The sequence below is a fragment of the Streptomyces sp. NPDC005955 genome, assembly GCF_042871255.1.
In the GTDB taxonomy this organism is placed as follows: Bacteria; Actinomycetota; Actinomycetes; order Streptomycetales; family Streptomycetaceae; genus Streptomyces.
Genome location: NZ_JBIAIF010000015.1, coordinates 207,017 through 225,005 on the forward strand (window position 1 = coordinate 207,017; position 17,989 = coordinate 225,005).

At 72.7% G+C, this 17,989-nt stretch carries 16 protein-coding genes; 8 read left to right on the plus strand and 8 right to left on the minus strand.

The window, feature by feature from the left end:
* Nucleotides 1-39: 39 nt before the first annotated feature.
* Both ACFYOU_RS29035 and ACFYOU_RS29040 read right to left on the minus strand, forming a co-directional pair.
* Complete coding sequence (locus ACFYOU_RS29035; protein WP_391309677.1) at nucleotides 40-1,689, minus strand: purine-cytosine permease family protein; 1,650 nt, start codon at nucleotides 1,687-1,689, stop codon at nucleotides 40-42.
* A gap of 262 nt (nucleotides 1,690-1,951) precedes the next feature.
* Nucleotides 1,952-2,761 (minus strand): DUF1275 family protein, encoded by an 810-nt coding sequence (locus tag ACFYOU_RS29040; protein ID WP_391309679.1) that lies wholly within the window; start codon nucleotides 2,759-2,761, stop codon nucleotides 1,952-1,954.
* A 163-nt stretch (nucleotides 2,762-2,924) separates the two neighbouring features.
* On the opposite strand from ACFYOU_RS29040, the gene ACFYOU_RS29045 reads away from it, so the two are divergent.
* From ACFYOU_RS29045 to ACFYOU_RS29055, 3 genes are all read left to right on the plus strand, one after another.
* Nucleotides 2,925-3,419 carry a RidA family protein gene (locus ACFYOU_RS29045; protein ID WP_385496293.1) on the plus strand — a complete coding sequence of 165 codons (495 nt, stop codon included), beginning with the start codon at nucleotides 2,925-2,927 and terminating at the stop codon, nucleotides 3,417-3,419.
* A gap of 126 nt (nucleotides 3,420-3,545) precedes the next feature.
* On the plus strand, nucleotides 3,546-4,292 hold the full coding sequence (locus tag ACFYOU_RS29050; protein WP_387004481.1) for a FadR/GntR family transcriptional regulator: 747 nt from the start codon (nucleotides 3,546-3,548) through the stop codon (nucleotides 4,290-4,292).
* 132 nt (nucleotides 4,293-4,424) lie between these two features.
* Entirely contained in the window at nucleotides 4,425-6,059 is a 1,635-nt protein-coding gene (locus ACFYOU_RS29055) for a gamma-glutamyltransferase (RefSeq protein ID WP_391309683.1), read from the plus strand.
* A gap of 20 nt (nucleotides 6,060-6,079) precedes the next feature.
* On the opposite strand, the gene ACFYOU_RS29060 is transcribed toward ACFYOU_RS29055, so the two are convergent.
* Nucleotides 6,080-6,964 (minus strand): isocitrate lyase/phosphoenolpyruvate mutase family protein, encoded by an 885-nt coding sequence (locus ACFYOU_RS29060; protein WP_391309685.1) that lies wholly within the window; start codon nucleotides 6,962-6,964, stop codon nucleotides 6,080-6,082.
* Nucleotides 6,965-7,013: 49 nt separating this feature from the next.
* Nucleotides 7,014-7,682 carry a GPP34 family phosphoprotein gene (locus ACFYOU_RS29065; protein WP_391309687.1) on the minus strand — a complete coding sequence of 223 codons (669 nt, stop codon included), beginning with the start codon at nucleotides 7,680-7,682 and terminating at the stop codon, nucleotides 7,014-7,016.
* 418 nt (nucleotides 7,683-8,100) lie between these two features.
* Here ACFYOU_RS29065 and ACFYOU_RS29070 point away from each other — a divergent pair, with 418 nt between their 5' ends.
* The 5 genes from ACFYOU_RS29070 to ACFYOU_RS29090 all read left to right on the plus strand — a co-directional run bounded on the left by ACFYOU_RS29070 (nucleotide 8,101) and on the right by ACFYOU_RS29090 (nucleotide 14,696).
* On the plus strand, nucleotides 8,101-9,750 hold the full coding sequence (locus tag ACFYOU_RS29070; RefSeq protein ID WP_391309689.1) for an ATP-binding cassette domain-containing protein: 1,650 nt from the start codon (nucleotides 8,101-8,103) through the stop codon (nucleotides 9,748-9,750).
* Nucleotides 9,751-9,760: 10 nt separating this feature from the next.
* Complete coding sequence (locus ACFYOU_RS29075; RefSeq protein ID WP_391309691.1) at nucleotides 9,761-12,094, plus strand: ATP-binding cassette domain-containing protein; 2,334 nt, start codon at nucleotides 9,761-9,763, stop codon at nucleotides 12,092-12,094.
* A 300-nt stretch (nucleotides 12,095-12,394) separates the two neighbouring features.
* Complete coding sequence (gene ddaH, locus ACFYOU_RS29080; protein WP_389770789.1) at nucleotides 12,395-13,171, plus strand: dimethylargininase; 777 nt, start codon at nucleotides 12,395-12,397, stop codon at nucleotides 13,169-13,171.
* A gap of 177 nt (nucleotides 13,172-13,348) precedes the next feature.
* A complete protein-coding gene (locus tag ACFYOU_RS29085; protein WP_391309693.1) occupies nucleotides 13,349-14,320 on the plus strand; it encodes an acyl-ACP desaturase in 972 nt (323 codons plus the stop codon).
* 127 nt (nucleotides 14,321-14,447) lie between these two features.
* The gene (locus tag ACFYOU_RS29090) at nucleotides 14,448-14,696 is read left to right on the plus strand and encodes a WhiB family transcriptional regulator (protein ID WP_385496282.1); all 249 of its coding nucleotides are present in this window, start codon (nucleotides 14,448-14,450) and stop codon (nucleotides 14,694-14,696) included.
* Between the two features lie 16 nt (nucleotides 14,697-14,712).
* On the opposite strand, the gene ACFYOU_RS29095 is transcribed toward ACFYOU_RS29090, so the two are convergent.
* The 4 genes from ACFYOU_RS29095 to ACFYOU_RS29110 form a co-directional block, all read right to left on the minus strand.
* Complete coding sequence (locus ACFYOU_RS29095; protein ID WP_391309695.1) at nucleotides 14,713-15,150, minus strand: cupredoxin domain-containing protein; 438 nt, start codon at nucleotides 15,148-15,150, stop codon at nucleotides 14,713-14,715.
* Between the two features lie 161 nt (nucleotides 15,151-15,311).
* Nucleotides 15,312-15,665 carry a hypothetical protein gene (locus ACFYOU_RS29100; protein WP_391309697.1) on the minus strand — a complete coding sequence of 118 codons (354 nt, stop codon included), beginning with the start codon at nucleotides 15,663-15,665 and terminating at the stop codon, nucleotides 15,312-15,314.
* Between the two features lie 187 nt (nucleotides 15,666-15,852).
* Nucleotides 15,853-16,893 (minus strand): non-homologous end-joining DNA ligase, encoded by a 1,041-nt coding sequence (ligD, locus tag ACFYOU_RS29105; RefSeq protein ID WP_391309699.1) that lies wholly within the window; start codon nucleotides 16,891-16,893, stop codon nucleotides 15,853-15,855.
* Between the two features lie 166 nt (nucleotides 16,894-17,059).
* Nucleotides 17,060-17,800, minus strand: coding sequence for a sporulation protein (locus ACFYOU_RS29110; RefSeq protein WP_391309701.1), 741 nt, complete (start codon nucleotides 17,798-17,800; stop codon nucleotides 17,060-17,062).
* Nucleotides 17,801-17,989 lie beyond the last annotated feature (189 nt).

The following is a 17,989-nucleotide window of genomic DNA, read 5'->3' on the forward strand; positions in this document are numbered from 1 at the left end:
CCCTGCGGGGTCCGGCGCACCGGACCCCGCGGGGCTCGGTCACGTGCGGGTGAACTCCCCGCGGTCCGCTTGCCCGGCGGCCGGCCCGGCCGAGGCCGCCGCGGCCTCGGCCAGCACCGCCCTGCGGAAGTCCCGACTGCGGCCCGCGCAGTCCGCGCAGATCGCGGGGCTGCCCTCGACCGAGGGGTCACGGTCCATCTCGGCCGCGATGTAGGAGTGGTCGCAGCGGTGGCAGCGGATCCGGGCCTCCCAGATGTCGTCCACCTCGTCGCGCGGGTCGGACCCGCGGGCCAGCACCGGCGAACGGGTCACGCGCAGGGCGAGCGCGTAGAGGCCGATGCTGAGCACGAAGGTGAGCGGTGACGACCAGGTCGTGCCGAACGTGCCGGTGAACTCCAGCACCAGGATGCCGGTCAGGGAGGACACCAGCCACACCACGGCACCCGGGGCGAAGGTGACCACCCGGCCGGGGCGGAACTCCGGGAGGCCGTCCCGGTCCCCGCTGCGGTGCAGGGCCAGGTGCGTGAGCATGATGCCGACCCAGCCCACCACGAACGCGCCCTGCCAGGCCAGCGCCGTCAGCACGTAGCTGAGCACGTCCGTGAGCATGATCAGGTACGTGACCACGCTGGCCAGCGCGAGGGCCACCACCCGCGGCACCCTGAGGTGGAAGAGGCGGGCGACCGTGGCCTCCAGGTTGGTCGACGCCACGTAGTAGTTGGCGGTGTTGATGCGGGACTGGGTCAGCCAGACGACGCCGAGCCCCCACACCCCCATCAGCGCCACGATGGTGTCGCCGATGGCCGTCTCGGTCGGCGCTCCGACGGCACCGGCCGCCAGGACCAGGAAGATGCCGATCAGCCCGTTGACGAAGTACACGAAGAAGTAGAAGACCGGGCCGAAGGTGACGACGCTGTGGAAGCCGGCGTCCTCGCGCTTGCCGAAGCGGCCGAAGTCCATCGTGTACATCATGAACACGAACACGCCCATGTAGACGAAGAACGCGTACAGCCAGCCCGGGGCGCCGAGGTCGGGGACCAGGTCGGGCGTGTGGGTGAGCCAGCCGGAGGGCTTGTACTCGCGCGCGGCGAGGATGACCACGATGATCAGCCCGGTCCAGTACAGCGGCAGCAGGGCGCCGTTGAACTTGTCGAGCCAGCGGCGCACCCCGCCGATCGCCATGGGGACGTTGCTCAGGATCGAGATGGCGTACCAGACCTCGATCGTCAACGACCCGGTGTAGGCGTGCAGCGCGTGGGCGATGACGGAGCCCTCGAACACCGCGTAGTAGATCGCGGTGGCGGCCAGGACGAGGGGGGCGAGGACCGATCCGAGGGACCCGAACACGCGTTGCGAGACCAGGGCGACCGTCAGACCGGTGCGGGCGGCGTAGCGGGAGAAGACGTAGTTGACGGTGCCGAACACGGCGACGGCGAGCAGGATGCCGATCAGGGTGTCGACGGTGCCCACGGTCACGGCCAGGGTGGCGGCGGTGACCAGGTAGAACATGCCGCTGACCAGCGCGTACCAGGCCATGGTCAGGGAGAGTCGGCCGCTGCGCCAGGTCAGCGGGACGATGTGGGTGGAGTAGTCCTCGTTGGCGGCTTCCTTGACGACCCTGGGGTCGTCCTCGAAGGACACGTCCAGGGGGGCGAGGGGGGCGGAGACGTCCGGGCGTGGAGAGGTCACGGGGAGTCCTAGGGGAACGGCCGCCTGGGGGGAGAGCGGGGCGGGGCGCGGACGCGGCGCACGGGCGGGGCGAACCGGCGGGGGCGGGTTCGGGCCCGGCCCGTGCGGGGAGCGACGACGCGCGGGGCGGCTTGGTCGGCCCCGAGGCCCTCCGGCGGGGTGGCCTCGTGCGGCCCAACGTGGTTGCCGTCACCCCGTCTTGTCAACGGTCTCGTCGGAGTATCCGTCTGAGACAACGGAAATCATCAGTTGGATCATTGCTCTACTGCGGATTTCGTTGAACATGGTGCAGTCGGACGCCCAGTGCCAGGGTCACCGCGACCAGGAGCGGGGGGATCGCGGCGGCGGCCGTCGCCGAGTGCCGCAGCACCAACGCTCCGGCCAGGGCGCCCACCACCAGGGCGAGGAGCACGGCGAGCCGACGGAGGATGTGGGCCGTCGAGCCGTGCGCCACGGACTCGGCGACCGCGGTGAGGGTCCCGGTGACGAAGGTGGTGGTGATCCCGGCCAGCGCGACCCGCCGGGCGCACGCCGTCTGCACCCCCATCGCCAGTGCCGACAGGCTGACGAGACCGACGTCCGCGACCTCCCCCGGCCGGCCGTCGACGGCGGCCCAGCCGGCGAGGAACACCAGCTGGCAGCCGAGGCTGACGGCGAGGGCCGCGGTGATCCGGCGCGGCCACACCGCGCCGGCGGGCAGGTCGCGGGTCATCAGGAAGGCCAGCACCAGACCGGCGGTGAAAGCCACGGTGGCGGCTGCGGCACGGGCGACGTGCAGGTCGACGCCGTGCGAGCCGGCGATGCCGAGCAGGACCAGGTTGCCGGTCATGTTGGCGGTGAAGACCCCGCCGAGCCCGAGGTAGGCCAGGGCGTCGGTGGCTCCGGCGGCGACGGTCAGCAGGAGCGGGAGGGTGTCCGCGAGCCGCCGGACTCCGGGGGTGTGACCGCCGGCGCCGGGGCCCGCGGCGGCTGCCGGCGGAGCGGGGGCCGCGTCCGGGGCGGCCGGTCCCGCGCCGGGGCCCGGGCGCTGCGGTCGGGGGTCCTCGGGGTGGTCGGCTGACTGGTTTCGCATCGTGCCGTTCCTCGGGATCTGGGGCCGTGCGCCGGCGCGTCACCGGCGGTCACGGGGGTTGACAGGGGGAAGAGCGTGACCAAACAATAAGCCCACTTGGTCGGACCATCTGACTATCTCGGCCCACCGGCAGGGCCACCGCGATCCCGAAGGCACCATCCACATGGCTCAGACTGATCCCGAGACCCGCGTCCGCGAACTGGGGCTCGTCATCCCCGACTTCGCCGCCCGGCCCTACTACGGCGCCGACTACGGGTCGATGAAGCCCCACCACATCAGCGGCAACCTGCTCTTCCTCGGGGGCCACACCGCGGACGACGCGGACGGCAACGTCCGCCACCCCGGGCGGCTCGGCGCCGACGTGACCGTCGAGCAGGGCTACGAAGCGGCCCGGCTGACCGCGCTCAACTGCCTGGGCGGCATCCGTCTCGCCCTCGGCTCCCTCAACCGGGTGCAGTCCCTTGTACGCTCACTGTGCTTCGTCGTCAGCACCCCCGAGTTCGAGGACGTGCACAAGGTGTCCTCGGGCGCGACGGACCTCTTCCGGGACGTCTTCGGGCCCGAGGCGGGCCTCGGCGGTCGCGCCACCATCGGCGTGATGAGCCTGGCCCGTCGCAGCTGCTTCGAGAACTGGCTCACGGTCGAGATCGACGACTGACCGGCCGCTCCACGGCTGTCGCGTCCCGTCGCCCGGCGGACGCGCGGCCGTGGGCCCGGCACCCACCGCCCGGGCACGGCGGCGCCCGACCGGCGCCGCCCGGCCCCCGACCCGAAAGGCCCTTCGGTGTCCGTCGACTGGACCCTCATCGCTCCCGAGGCCGCCCTCGGCCCCGACCGGCTCGCCGGACGCCTCCAGGGCCTCATCGAGGAGGGGCGGCTCGCCCCGGGCACCCGCATCCCCGCCGAGCGCGAACTCGCCGAACGACTCCGCATCTCCCGGGCGTCCGTCCGCGAGGCACTGCGCGAACTGGAACTGCGCGGACTGGTCGACCGCAAGCCCGGTCGGGGCACCATCGTCACCGGCACCACCCGCCCCGACCTGCACGCCCGTCAGCTCGGCGACATGGACGACGCGGCCCGGCTGGTGCACGAGGTCATGGACCTGCGCTCCGCCGTGGAACCCCCCGTCGCCGCGCGCGCGGCCGTCCGCGCCACCGACGGCGACCTCCAACACCTCGCCGCCCTGCTGTCCCGGGCCGAGTCGGAACGGGACCGCGACAACCTGGCCGCCCTCGTCGAACTCGACGGCGCGTTCCACGTGGCCGTGGCGAAGGCCGCCCACAACCCCATGCTCACCCGGCTCCTCGAAGCCACCAACGAGTGGGTCGGCCCCTCCCGGGACCCCCAGTACCAGTCCAGGGAACGGCTCCTCGCCTCGCTGCGCGCCCACCGTCGCATCCTCGCCGCGCTGATCAGCCACGACAGCGAGGCCGCGGCCCAGGCCATGGCCGACCACCTCAACGAGGTGCAGGGAATGATCATCGACACGCTGGGGCTGGACGGCCACGGGCCCGCGGCGCCCGGAGCCTGACCCCACGGCGCCCCCGACCCGGTCCCGTCCCCCCGGTCGTCCGTCCACGGCCCCGCCCCCCGGTCATCCGTCCAGGTGGCCCGCCCCGCTCCCCGGCGGCCGGGTCACCGCCCCCTCAGGAAAGCCACCCTCATGCCCGTCGCCTCCCCGCTCCCGCCGCGCTCCGGCGCCCCGTCCACCGGCCCCGGCGCCACCGCCCCCTACGGGCTCGCCGCCCCGCACGCCCTGGCCACCGAGGCCGGCGCCGCCGCACGACGGGCCGGCGGCAACGCCGTCGACGCCGCGCTCGCCGCGGCCATCGCGCTCACCGTCGTCTACCCGCACCAGTGCGCCGTCGGCGGCGACCTGGTCGCCCTGGTCGCCCTGCCCGACGGGCGGGTCGTCTCCGTCAACGGCAGCGGCGCAGCCGCCGCGGCGGCGGACCCGGCCGCCGTGCCCGGCACCCGGATGCCGGTGACCGGGGCGCTCACGGTGACCGTCCCCGGGGTCGTCGCCGGCTGGGCCACCCTGCACGAACTCGCCGGACGACTGCCCTGGGAGCGGCTGTTCACCGATGCCGTCGCCCATGCCCGGGACGGGGTGCCGACCGCGCCCGGCGTCGCCACCGCACTGCGCGCGGAAGCCGCACTGCTCCGCGAGGACCCGGGCATGCGGGCGGTGTTCTTCCCGGACGGCGCTCCGCTCGCCGAGGGCGCGCCGATGCGACAGCCCGCGCTGGCCGACTCGCTCGCCCGCATCGCCGCCGAGGGGCCGGCGGCGCTGTACCGGGGAACGCTCGGCGCCCGGCTGGTGGACCTGCTGCGAGGCAAGGGCTCGGCGCTCACCCGCGAGGACCTGGAGCGGCACGCCACCGAGACCGGTGAGCCCCTGTCGGCCGGCTTCCGCGGCGAGGAGTACCTCACCGCGCCGCCCAACTCCCAGGGACTGCACCTGCTCCAGGCCCTCGGCGTCCTGGAGCGGTTGCCCCGTGACCTGCAACTCCTCGGCTCCGACGCCGATCTGACGGCCCGGGTGTTCGACGCGGTCACCCGGGACCGGGAGCGGTACCTGGCCGACCCCCGCCAGGTGGACGTCCCCGTGGCGGAGTTGCTGGGCGCTGCGCGGCTCGACGAGATCGCGGAGCAGGTGCAGCGGGCCCCCCGGCCCCGTCCGTCCGGGGACGGTGGGGCGCGCCGCAACGAGGCGGCGCGGCCCAGCGGGGACACCGTCGCCGTGGTCGCGGCGGACGGCGAGGGGTACGCGGTGTCGCTGATCCAGAGCCTGTTCCACAGCTTCGGGTCCGGCATCCTCGATCCGGCGACCGGGATCGTCCTGCACAACCGCGGCTCGTTCTTCGACCTCGCCCCCGGCGCACCGAACCGGCTGGCCGGCGGGAAGCGGCCCGCCCACACCCTGATGCCGGTGCTGACCCGGCTCGACGGGGTGGTGACCGGCGCCCACGGAACGATGGGCGGCAAGGCCCAACCGCAGATCCACGCCCAGTTGGCGCTGCGCATCGCCGCGGGCGACCGACCGGCCGAGGCCCTGCGGCGGCCCCGGTGGGTCATCGGGGGCCTCGGGGTGGACGAACCGGCGCAGGTGGCGTCCGTGGAGGGCGCGGTGCCCGAGGAGGTCACGGCCGCACTGGCCCGTGGCTACCAGGTGGTGGTCTGCGCCGAGCAGGACGAGCAGGTCGGACACGGGCAACTCGTCCGCCGCAGCGCCTCGGGGGCCGGGTTCGAGGCGGGCACGGACCCGCGCAGCGACGGGTCCGTGAGCGTGCTCTGACCCCGTCCGCGGAGCCTGCGCTAGCCCTCCTCGTCGAGGTGGCCGAGGAGGGCGTCGGCCTCCGCGTAGGGGAGGGCGTCGGCCAGGAAGCCGTACGTGCCCGCGGTGAGTGCTTCCTCGGCGGCGCGCCGGGTGAGGGTGTGCGCCGCGCGGGCCAGGCCGGACCCCAGGGTCACCCGGGCCACGCCGAGGGCGGCCAGTTCGGCGACGGTGGGCAGTCCCGGGCCCGCCAGCACGTTGAACGGTGCGTCGGTCCCCGCCACCAGGGCGCGGATCTCCGCGGGGGTGCGCACCCCCGGGACGAAGATGCCGTCGGCGCCGGCGTCGATGTACGCCGCGGCCCGTTCGAGGGTCCCGGCCAGTCGGGCGGACGGCTCGCCGACGCCCTTCCAGTACGTGTCGGTCCGGGCGTTGACGAACACCGGAACCCCCGCCGCGTCAGCCGCGGCACGGGCGGCCCGGATGCGTTCCACCTGTTCCTCGATCTCCCGCAGCGGCCCCGCTCCTTCGACATCGGCGACGCCGTCCTCGATGTTGACGCCGACGGCGCCGGCGGCCAGCGCCACCCGGATCGTGGTGGCGATCCCGTCGGCCGCGGACGCGTAGCCGCCCTCGACGTCGGCGGTGACGGGCAGGTCGACGGCGGCGGCGATCCGGGCCACCGCGTCGAGCGCCCGGTCCCGGTCGAGCCGTTCGCCGTCGGGCACCCCGAGGCTCCAGGCGATCCCGGCGCTGGTGGTGGCGATGGCCGCGGCCCCGGAGGAGGCGACCAGACGGGCGCTCGCCGGGTCCCAGACGTTGGGCAGCACCACGGGCCGCCCCGGTACGTGCAACGCCCGCAGGGCCGTGGCCTGGGCTACGGGGTCCGCGGCCCGCTCCGCCGCCCGTTCGGTCTCATTGGTCATGAAACAGAATCAAACACGCCGCGGACCCCGGTGCCCAGCCCCTACGGGTTCAACTGCTGGTCACCGCGACGGAGGTGACGGCGACGGCGAGCGCCGCCTGCATCTCCCGGATCGCCTTGCCGAGCGCCGGGGCCACCGCGCCGCTGCGTGCGGTGAGGGCGTCGACCCGGACCTTGTGGGCACGGCGTTCCTTGCTGGAGGAGAAGGTGCGGACCTCGGCCGCGACGGCGAGGGCGACCACGGCCGCGTCCCGGTCACCGACCTCGTCGACCGGCTCGGGCCCGGTCAGCGCGGCCCGCGCGTCCGTCCGCAGGGCGCTCACCACCGGAACCCGTTCCAAGGTGTAGTCGACCGAGGGGAAGACGCCGAGGACGCGCTTGCGCCCGACGCCGAGGTACCCCTCGGCGACGAGTTGCTCGCGCACGGCGTCGAGGGTGACGCCGGTGCGTGAGGTGACCCAGGACTTCCACTTGCGGGGCCTGGACTCCGCGATGAGTTCGAGGAGTCCGTCGAGCACCGTGTCACCGGTACGGACGTCCGGATCGGTGACCCGGACGACTCCCTCCTCGTCGGTGAGGAGGCCGCGCTGCGCCAGTTCGGTGAGGGCCCCGGCTCTGACCAGGTGGGGCAGTTGGCTGGCACCAGTGACCCTGAGCCTGGTCGTGTCCCAGGAGAGCAGGTAGAGCCGAGCGGGCAGCGAAAGCGAGCCGTGGGGCACGGAGTTCCTCCAGGACGGCGAGAGGGAGGTGAAGAGGAGGGGAGCCGTCCGCTACCACGATAAAGGCTCACTTCAACCCCTTGACTCCCGCGATTCACCCTGTATGATTACCGTCGACTTTGTCACCGCCGATGGGAGAAGGACGTTGCTCTACTGAGGTCTCTGGGACACCGCGTCATACAGCTCGATCGTTGCCACTAGTTCCGCTAGTCGCTGTATGCGCCGCGTGCGACCTCGGTGCTTGAGCCGTCCGCCCCTGCGAGGCAGTCGGGCCGTCCCCTTCTTCTCGGACGGCCTCCTCCGTTCCCCTTCGAGGTGAACGCGAGCCCTCCCCCGGCGCCCGCTCCCGCACCCTCCCGGTCCGCTCCTCGGTGTCCCCCGCGCTGCCCTGCACCCCACCAGCATCCGGGAGGCCCCCATGTCTACGTCGCACCCTTCGCACACCCCGTCCCTCACGCTGTCCTCGGTGTCCTTCGACTGGCCGGACGGAACTCCCGTCTTCGACGGACTCCAGACGACCTTCACCACGGGACGCACCGGCCTGATCGGCGTCAACGGGTCGGGGAAGTCGACCCTGTTGAAGCTGATCGCGGGCGCACTGCACCCGGTGCGGGGCGCCGTGCACGTGGCGGGCGAGATCGGCCACCTGCCGCAGACGGTCACCCTCGACACCGCCTCACGGGTGGACGAGGTACTGGGCATCGCCACGACTCGGGCCGCGTTGCACGCCATCGAGGCGGGCGAGGCGACCGAGGAGAACTTCACGGCCGTCGGCGACGACTGGGACGTGGAGGAACGCGCGCTCGCCACCCTCGGTCAACTGGGACTCGGCCACGTCGACCTCGACCGCACCGTGGGGGAAGTGTCCGGCGGGGAGTCGGTGTTGCTGCGGCTCGCCGCGCTCCTGCTGGAGCGCCCCGACGTGCTGCTGTTGGACGAGCCGACGAACAACCTCGACCTGTACGCGCGCCGCCGGCTGTACGCGGCCGTGCGCGCCTGGCCCGGGGTGCTCGTCGTGGTCAGCCACGACCGTGAACTGCTGGACCTGGTGGACCAGATCGCCGATCTGCGGGGCGGCGAACTCGTCTGGTACGGAGGGAACTACAGCGCCTACGAACAGGCCCTGGCCGTGGAACAGGAGGCGGCCGAACGGATGGTCCGGGTCGCCGAGACCGACCTGCGCCGCCAGAAGCGCGAACTGGCCGACGCCCATGTGAAGTTGGCCCGGCGCAAGCGTTACGGACAGAAGATGTGGGACACCAAGCGCGAACCGAAGGTGGTGATGGGGGAACGCAAGCGCACCGCTCAGGTCGCAGCGGGCAAACACCGCATCATGCACGAGGAGAAGCTCGCCGAAGCCAGGGAACGACTGGACGAGGCCGCCGAGGCCGTCCGGTCCGACGACGAGATCCGCGTCGACCTCCCCCACACCGCGCTACCGCCGGGCCGCACGGCCCTGACCCTGCGGAACCTGGAGTTGCGGTACGGCGCCCGGGCCCCGGGCGAGTGGTGGGTGCGCGGGCCGGAGCGGATCGCCCTGGTGGGCCGCAACGGTGCGGGCAAGTCCACCCTGCTGCGGACCCTCGCGGGCGAGTTGGCGCCGGTGGGCGGCGAGGCGGTGGCCCATGTGCCGCTGCGGTTCCTCCCGCAACGCGTCGACCTGCTGGACGAGGCGGCGACCGTCGCCGAGAACGTGGCGCGGTTCGCCCCCGAGGCCACGAACACCGTGATCAGGAGTCGGCTGGCGCGCTTCCTCTTCCGGGGGTCGCGGGCCGACCGGGCCGTGTCGACCCTGTCCGGCGGCGAACGGTTCCGGGCGACGCTCGCGGCGCTGATGTTGGGGGAGCCGGCACCGCAACTGCTGATGCTGGACGAACCGACGAACAACCTCGACATGGCGAGCGTACGACAGCTCACCGGTGCGCTGGACTCCTACGAGGGGGCGCTGATCGTGGCCAGCCACGACCTGCCGTTCCTGGAGTCACTGGGGATCACCCGGTGGCTGGAGTTCGGGCCCGAGGGCGAACTGCGGGAAATCACGCCAGGAACTGTCGGGTATTCCGCCTAGCTTCACCGGCATGAACCCTGCCAAGCACGCGTCCTCCCGGGAGTCCGACCCGCTCCCGGGAGCACGCGACATCGTCATCTCCGGGGCCCGCGAGAACAACCTCCGAGGCGTCGACCTGCGCATCCCGAAGGGCAAGCTCACCGTCTTCACCGGGGTCTCCGGATCGGGGAAGTCCTCCGTCGTGTTCGGCACGATCGCCGTGGAGTCCCAGCGGCAACTCAACGAGACCTACACCGCGTACCTCCGCAACCGACTGCCCACGTACGAACGCCCGCGCGCCGACGCCATCGAGGACCTGTCGCCGGCGATCGTGGTCGACCAACGGCCGGTGGGCGGGAACGCGCGCTCCACCGTGGGCACGATGACGGAGATCTGGTCGGTCCTGCGGGTCCTGTTCTCGCGGCACGGCGAACCCAGCGCCGGACCGGCCACCGCCTACTCCTTCAACGACGCCGCCGGGATGTGCCCGGAGTGCGACGGGCTGGGCCGGACGGTCGGACCCGACTGGGACGCCGTACTGGACCCGTCCCGGTCGTTGGCGGACGGCGCCGTGCTGTTCCCGCCGTTCGCCGCGGGCACCTGGATGGGCGCCACGTACACCCACACCCCCGATCTGGACACCACCAAACCCGTCGGCCGGTTCACCGACGCCGAACGGGAGTTCCTGCTGCGCGGCGGACCCGGACGCCACCGGGTCCGCGTGGGCGCCGGCGAGCACAGCCACGAGATCGACTACGAGGGCCTCGCCGACCGGTTCGAGCGGCTCTACGTCAAACGGGACCTCTCCCGGCTCGGGGAGCGGACCCGGGAGCTCGTCGGCCGCTTCCTCACCGCACGCCCGTGCCCGCAGTGCCGGGGCGCCCGGCTGAACCGGGCGGCGCTCGCGACCCGGGTGGCGGGCCGGTCCCTCGCCGAGTTCGGGGCGATGGAGGTGTCCGACCTGATCGGGGTGCTCGCCGCCGTCGACGATCCGGTGGCCCGGACCGTCGCGGCGGCGGCCGTCACCGGCCTGGAGCGGATCGAGGCCATCGGGCTCGGCTACCTGAGCCTGGACCGGGCGACGACCACCCTCTCCGGGGGCGAGGGGCAACGCCTCAAGACGGTGCGTCACCTCGGCAGCAGTCTGACCGGGATGACGTACGTCTTCGACGAACCGAGCACCGGACTGCACCCGCGGGACGTGGGCCGCCTCGGTGACCTGCTGCTGCGGCTGCGGGACAAGGGCAACACCGTGCTCGTGGTGGAGCACGACCCCGACGTCATCGCCCTCGCCGACCACGTGGTGGACATGGGGCCGGGCGGCGGTGCGGACGGCGGCCGGGTCGTGTTCGAGGGGAGCCCCGCGCAACTGGTCCGCGCCGACACCCTGACCGGCCGGTTCCTGCGGGAGCGCTCGGCCCCCAAGAAGCGCCCCCGGGAACGGACCGGCGGACTCTGGGTGCGCGGCGCCGCGCTGCACAACCTGCGGGACGTCACCGTCGAGTTCCCCACCGGCGTCCTCACCGTGGTCACCGGTGTCGCCGGTTCCGGCAAGAGCACCCTGGTGTCGGGGGTGTTCGCCGCGGCCCACCCGGACGCGGTGGTGGTGGACCAGTCGGCCATCGGGATCTCCGGACGGTCGACCCCGGCGACCTATCTGGGGATCATGGACACGGTGCGCAGGATCTTCGCGCGGGAGACGGGCGCCGATCCGGGGCTGTTCAGCTTCAACTCGCGCGGTGCGTGCGAGAACTGTCAGGGGCGCGGGGTGATCCACACCGATCTGGCGTTCATGGACCCCGTCCGGACGACCTGCGCGGAGTGCGACGGGCTGCGCTTCAAGGAGGAGGTACGGAAGCTGACCGTCGACGGGCGCTCGATCGTGGACGTCCTGGAGATGACCGCGGACGAGGCACTCGACCACTTCGCGGACCGGTCCGTGCGGCAACGGCTGCGCGCCCTGAGCGAGGTCGGCCTCACCTATCTGAGGCTCGGTCAGCCGCTGTCCACGCTGTCGGGCGGTGAACGCCAGCGCATCAAGCTGGCGACGAGGCTGCACCGCACGGGCGAGGTCTACGTGCTCGACGAACCGACGACGGGTCTGCACCTGGCGGACGTCGACCGGTTGGTGGGGATGTTGGACCGCCTGGTCGACGGCGGGAACACGGTGATCGTGGTGGAGCACCACGCCTCCGTCGTGAAGCGGGCCGACTGGGTCATCGACCTCGGCCCTGACGGCGGCAAGCACGGCGGGCGCGTCGTCTTCGAGGGCACGCCCGCCGACCTGGTGCGGGCGACGGGATCGTTGACCGGGGAGCACCTGCGCCGGGAGTCCGCGGGCACCCGGTTCGACCCGACCCGCTGAGGGGCCACGGCCCCGAGGGCGCGCGGGGCGCAGGGGGTGGTGCGGTTCCGGGTCGAACGCACGGCGCGCAGGGGGTGCACGGCGGGCAGTGGGGCGTGCGGTGCGCAGGGAGGCGCACGGCACGGCTCGAATCGGCCACCGTTCGTGCCGTAGGGCTGTTTTCCGTCGGGCGGACGGCTGCATGATGGCGCCCGAGCCGTCCGGGGTCGCGTCCCCGTCGCCCCTCCCGCGCGGCCCGACCGGGTCCGGGTCCGGCTCGGGAACCGCCCCGCCCACGTCCGTGAAGCCGGAGGATCACCCGTGCCCAGCAAGAAGGCCCTCGTCCGCCGCCCCAGCCCCCGACTCGCCGAGGGGGTCGTGACCCGGCCCGCCCGGGGCGCCCTCGACGTCGCCCGGGCCGTCGAGCAGTGGGAGGCGTACGGCGAGGCGCTACGGGCGCACGGCTGGCAGACCCTGGAGGTGGAGCCCGCCGACCACTGCCCCGACGCGGCGTTCGTGGAGGACACCGTGGTCGTGTTCCGCAACGTCGCGTTGATCGCCCGCCCCGGCGCGGAGTCCCGCCGTCCGGAGACCGCGGGCGTCGAGGAGGCGGTGGCCCGGCTCGGCGCCTCCGTCAACTGGGTGTGGGAGCCCGGCACGCTGGACGGCGGCGACGTCCTCAAGGTCGGCGACACCCTGTACGTCGGACGGGGCGGGCGGACCAACGCCGCCGGGGTGCGTCAGCTGCGCGCGACGTTCGAACCGCTCGGGGCGCGGGTCGTCGCGGTGCCCGTCGCACGGGTGCACCACCTCAAGTCGGCGGTGACCGCGCTGCCGGACGGAACCGTGATCGGGTACGAGCCGCTGGTCGACACGCCCGGGCTGTTCCCCGGGTTCCTCCCCGTTCCCGAGGAGTCGGGAGCACAGGTGCTGCTGCTGGGCGGCGACCGGTTACTGATGGCGGCGAGCGCTCCCCGGTCCGCCGACCTGCTGGCGGACCTGGGCTGGGAACCCGTTCTGGTGGACCTCGGCGAGTTCGAGAAACGCGAAGGCCGTGTGACGTGCCTCTCAGTCCGGCTGCGGGAGCTGTACGGCTGAGCCCGCAACGGAGCGGGAGTCCCGTGGTCAGGGGTGGATTCCACCCATTTCCCCACCCCGGGGCGATCGCCACCTTTACAGCGGGCTTAACCTACGGATTCGTAACCTACGGATACGTAGCCTACGTCTGCGTAGGTTACAGTTCCCCGGCACGTACTCCCCTCCCCAGGAGCCCCAGTGACGCTCACCTCTCCCCACCTCGGTAGCCCGTCCACCTGGACGGACGCCCGGCTGCTCCACGCGTTGGAGGAAGTGGTCGAGAAGGAGCTGAACCGCCACCTGAAGGTGACGAAGGACTGGATGCCCCACGAGTACGTGCCCTGGTCGGACGGGCGCAACTTCCCCGGCTTCTTCGAGGACGGCGAGGCGTGGGAGAAGGAGCAGTCCCAGGTCACCGAGATCGGGCGGATCGCCCTCGTCGTCAACCTGCTGACCGAGGACAACCTCCCCAGCTACCACCACGAAATAGCTTCCCTCTTCGGGCGGGACGGCGCCTGGGGCACCTGGGTGCACCGGTGGACCGCCGAGGAGGGCCGTCACGGCATCGTGATGCGCGACTACCTGCTCACCTCGCGCGCGGTGGACCCCGACAAGCTCGAAGCGTTCCGCATGTCGCACATGTCGGAGGGCTTCGAGTCGGACAACCGGCACTCGATGCTGCACTCCGTGGCGTACGTGGCGTTCCAGGAGTTGGCGACCCGGATCTCGCACCGCAACACCGGCCACCAGTCGGGCGACCCGGTCTGTGACCGCATGCTCGCGCGGATCGCGACCGACGAGAACCTGCACATGGTGTTCTACCGGAACCTCCTGAAGGCCGCCTTCGAGTTGGCGCCCGACCTCACGATGCAGGCCGTGCGGGACGTCGTCGTCGACTTCCGGATGCCCGGGCACGGGATCCCCGGGTTCGAACGGGCCGCCGCGCAGATGGCGATCGGCGAGGTCTACAACCTGCGGATCCACCATGACGACGTGCTCCAGCCGATCCTGCGGCACCTGAAGGTCCTGGAGATCGACGGGCTCGGCCCGGAGGGGCTCCAGGCCCAGGAGGAAATCGGCTTCTACATGGGCGGACTCGACGCGGAGGCCCGGAAGTTCGACGAGAAGCTCGCCGCGCGCAAGGCACGCATGGCCACGCGCAAGGCGTGATCCACTTCCTTCGGCGGGGGTTCGGGACGCTCGTCCCGGACCCCCGCCGACGGTTGTTCGAGGGCACGGGTCGGGCGATGAACAGGGCGTTGATCGTTCGTTTTTCCGCGGGCGGCACCATCACGGCATGCAGACTGACCGTGTCATCGAACAGGACGTCGCCTGGGACCGCGCCCTGTGCGCGCAGACGGGCTCGGAGTTCTTCTTCCCGGAGCCCGGCAGCTCCGTGCGGGAGGCCAAGCGCATCTGCCGCATGTGCGACATGCGGGAGGCGTGCCTCCAGTACGCCCTGACCCACGACGAACGCTTCGGCGTCTGGGGCGGCCTCTCCGAGAAGGAACGATTGGACCTGCGGCGGGCCGCCGACTGGGGCTGACCGCACCCGAGCGGGGTCAGCGCACGACGAGGGTGCCCTTCATCGACGGGTGGATCGTGCAGACGTACGGATAGCGGCCGGCCTTGTCGGGGGCGGTGAAGGTGGCCGTCGCACCCGCCGCGATGTCCCCGGTGTCGAAGGACGCCGAGCCGGTGGCCGTGAGGGTGTGCGCCACCGAGTCCTCGTTGACCACCGTGACCTCCGCCCCGGGAGCCACTTCGGGTTCGGCCGGGACGAAGGCGAAGTCCCTGATCACCACGACCGTTCGACCGGCGGCTGGGGACGAGGCCGCCGGCGCGCTGGTGGCCGAGGGGGAGGGGCCCTCGCCTGCGCCGCCGCTCGAACAGGCCGTGAGCTGAGCCAGCCACAGCGCGGCGAGCAGGGCCGCCACGGCCCGGTGCGGCAGCCGACGGGCGGTGGCGGCGGGCGGACGGCGCGGTGCGCTCTGGTGCACGGGATCTCCCAGGGGCCGGCCACGGCCGGGCGGTGTCGCGCCGCCCGGACGGCAGGGCCATTGGGCTCCACTAGACGCCCCGGCCGCACCACCGGCCACCGGGGCGGCCCATCCGGATGACGGCCCGTGCGCCCGGGCCTCTCCGGGTCCTGCGGGGCGGGTCAGCGCCAGAACACGACGGAGCGCAGCTCCAGGCGGTCGGTCGCGGGGCGGCCGTGCGGACGCAGGTCCCAGGTGTCGCCCGTGCACCGGGGGCCCTGGAAGACCGTGGCCCACTCGTCGGTGTTGTTCCAGGGGGCGAACGCGGGCGGGGACGAGGCCGGGTCGGCGACCTCGGACAGCGTGAGGCACTCGCCGCTCGGCGGGTCGTGCAGGACGGCCGGCTGCGGCTGTCCGTCCGGGCCCCGGAAGCGGTACGTGAAGTCACCGGAGGCCGCGGCGGCGGGTCCGGGCACGGCCAGCAGGAGGGTGAGGGAAGCCGCGGCGGCGGTCACGACAGCGGTACGGAGGCGCATGGGAGCCTTTCACGGGGGGAGACGGTCGCGAGCAGCGAACGACGCTCACCCTAGGTCTCACCCTCAGCGCATAAACGATTCCGCAGGGCTACTCGATCGTGTGGTTCGCGCTCCCCCACCGTTGCGCTCCCCCACCGTCGCACCGTCCTACCGGGCCCGCCCGTCGCACCGGACCGCTCCGTCGGGCTCAGGAGCCCTCGTCGCCCGTCGTGTCCCGCGCCCGGCTCGGCTGGACGCGCTTGGGTTCGCCGGGCATCTTCGGGTACTCCGGCGGGTAGGGCAGGTCACCGAGGCCGTGGTCGTGTTCGTCGCGCCGCGCCAACTCCAGCAGGGGTTCGAGCGAGAACCGGTGGTCGTCCATGTCCTCGTGGACGTCGCCCAGCTCCGCGTACCGCACCGGCATGGTGGCCAGGTCGAAGTCCCGGGGGGCGACCTCGTCCACTTCCTCCCAGCGCAGTGGCGCGGAGACCGGCGCGTGCGGGCGGGGGCGCACCGAGTAGGCGGAGGCGATCGTCCGGTCCCGGGCGGTCTGGTTGTAGTCGACGAAGATGCGGGTCCCGCGTTCCTCCTTCCACCAGGCGGTCGTCACCCGGCCGGGCATCCGGCGTTCGAGTTCCCGGCCGCAGGCGATGGCGCAGCGGCGCACCTGGGTGAAGGTCCAGCGCGGTTCGACGGGGACGAAGACGTGCAGCCCCCGGCCGCCGGAGGTCTTGGGCCAGCCCCGCAGGCCCAGCTCGTCCAGGACGGCCCGCAGTTCGTGGGCGACGGCCACCGCGTCCTTGAAGTCGGTGCCGGGTTGGGGGTCGAGGTCGAGTCGGAGTTCGTCGGGCCGGTCGGTGTCGTCCCGGCGCACCGGCCAGGGGTGGAAGGTGAAGGTGCCGAACTGGGCGGCCCAGACGATCGCCGCGACCTCGGTGGGGCACATCTCGTCGGCGTAGCGCCCGCTGGGGAAGGTGATGTGGGCGCGGGGGATCCATTCGGGGGTGTTCTTCGGTGCGCGCTTCTGGAAGAAGTGCTCGCCGTCCACGCCCTCGGGGTAGCGCTCCAGGGTGGTGGGGCGGTCGCGCAGGGCCCGCAGGATGCCGTCGCCCACGGCGATGTAGTACCGGGCGAGGTCCAGCTTGGTGAAGCCCCGCTCCGGGAAGTAGACCTTGTCGGGGCTGGACAGGCGTACGGTCCGCCCGCCGGCCTCCAGCTCGATCGGCTTGCCGTGGCTGCTCGCGCCCATGACCGTCACAGTAGGCGCGGGGCGAGGGGGCCGCACATCGGGGACCCCGTCGCCCGGAGTCGGTTTCCGCCCGGACGCACCGCTCCCCCCGTCCCACCGGTGGGGCGGGGAACGAGGGGAGCGGGTCGGCCCGAGCACCGCGCGGTCCTGGCGGTGCGGGACCGGTTCAGCCGCCGAACTGTGCGCGCAGGTGCGCGTCCAGTCGGGCGGCGAGGGCTGCGGCGTCCCGGGTGGAGTCGAAGGTGACGGTCAGTTGTTCGACGTAGGAGCCGGGCCGTACGTCGATCTCGCCGTCCCTGGTCACCAGGTGCAGTTCCAGGTCGTCGTTGCCCCGGTACCAGTCCGGGAACCTCAGCTCGATCTCCTGCCACCAGCCCGACGTCTGCCGGGAGCCCTTCGAGACGCCGAGCTTCACCTCGGTGTCCAGGTGCCGGAAGCCGATGTCCGTCATCGCCTTCAGCACGGCTTCCTGTTCGGGGAGCGCGTGCACCTCCACCACGTCCAGATCGCCCCGGTCGACCGCGTCGTCGATGGTGAGTTCGGTGCGGACGGCACTGTACGCGCCGGTGAGCGCCCGACCGCCGCTGTGGGTGAGGGGCATCTCCCAGGGCAGTTCGAAGACCGCCTCCTTCTCGAACTTCGCACCGGCGGCGAGGGTGCGGGGCCCCTCGAAGGTGTGCACGGTGACCGGGCGGAGATAGCGGACCTCGTGCTCGCCGTCGGTCTCGAAGCGCACCACCAACTCCACCGTGAGCTGCTGGAGCACCACCTCGGCCGCCCCGCCCTCCACCATGACCCGGGCCGTCATCCGCTCACCGGGCCGGACCCTGGTGCGGTCCAGTTCGGTGGTGACCTCGGGCGGGTTGAGCCCGTTCGCCACCATCTTCAGGAACCTGCTGACCGCCATGTCGATGCCCCCGCCCTCGATGATTCGATTCCGGTCACTCTAGGCGGTGCCGGGGCGCCCTGACGGGCCCGCGGTTGGCGGGAACTCGCCGACCTGTGGGGGGTGTTCGGTGGGGGTTACTTGGGGTCGTTGTTGTACTTGGCGGTGGCCCAGAGGTAGCCGAGGGTGGTGAGGGCGAGGGACCAGGTG

Coding starts and splice junctions, on each gene's coding strand:
- ACFYOU_RS29060 (WP_391309685.1), bottom strand. CDS start 6,964: ATGACCAATGAGACCGAACGGGCGGCGGAGCGGGCCGCGGACCCCGTA.
- ACFYOU_RS29100 (WP_391309697.1), bottom strand. CDS start 15,665: ATGCGCCTCCGTACCGCTGTCGTGACCGCCGCCGCGGCTTCCCTCACC.
- ACFYOU_RS29110 (WP_391309701.1), bottom strand. CDS start 17,800: ATGGCGGTCAGCAGGTTCCTGAAGATGGTGGCGAACGGGCTCAACCCG.
- ACFYOU_RS29070 (WP_391309689.1), top strand. CDS start 8,101: ATGTCTACGTCGCACCCTTCGCACACCCCGTCCCTCACGCTGTCCTCG.
- ACFYOU_RS29045 (WP_385496293.1), top strand. CDS start 2,925: ATGGCTCAGACTGATCCCGAGACCCGCGTCCGCGAACTGGGGCTCGTC.
- ACFYOU_RS29055 (WP_391309683.1), top strand. CDS start 4,425: ATGCCCGTCGCCTCCCCGCTCCCGCCGCGCTCCGGCGCCCCGTCCACC.
- ligD (WP_391309699.1), bottom strand. CDS start 16,893: ATGGGCGCGAGCAGCCACGGCAAGCCGATCGAGCTGGAGGCCGGCGGG.
- ACFYOU_RS29075 (WP_391309691.1), top strand. CDS start 9,761: ATGAACCCTGCCAAGCACGCGTCCTCCCGGGAGTCCGACCCGCTCCCG.
- ACFYOU_RS29090 (WP_385496282.1), top strand. CDS start 14,448: ATGCAGACTGACCGTGTCATCGAACAGGACGTCGCCTGGGACCGCGCC.
- ACFYOU_RS29040 (WP_391309679.1), bottom strand. CDS start 2,761: ATGCGAAACCAGTCAGCCGACCACCCCGAGGACCCCCGACCGCAGCGC.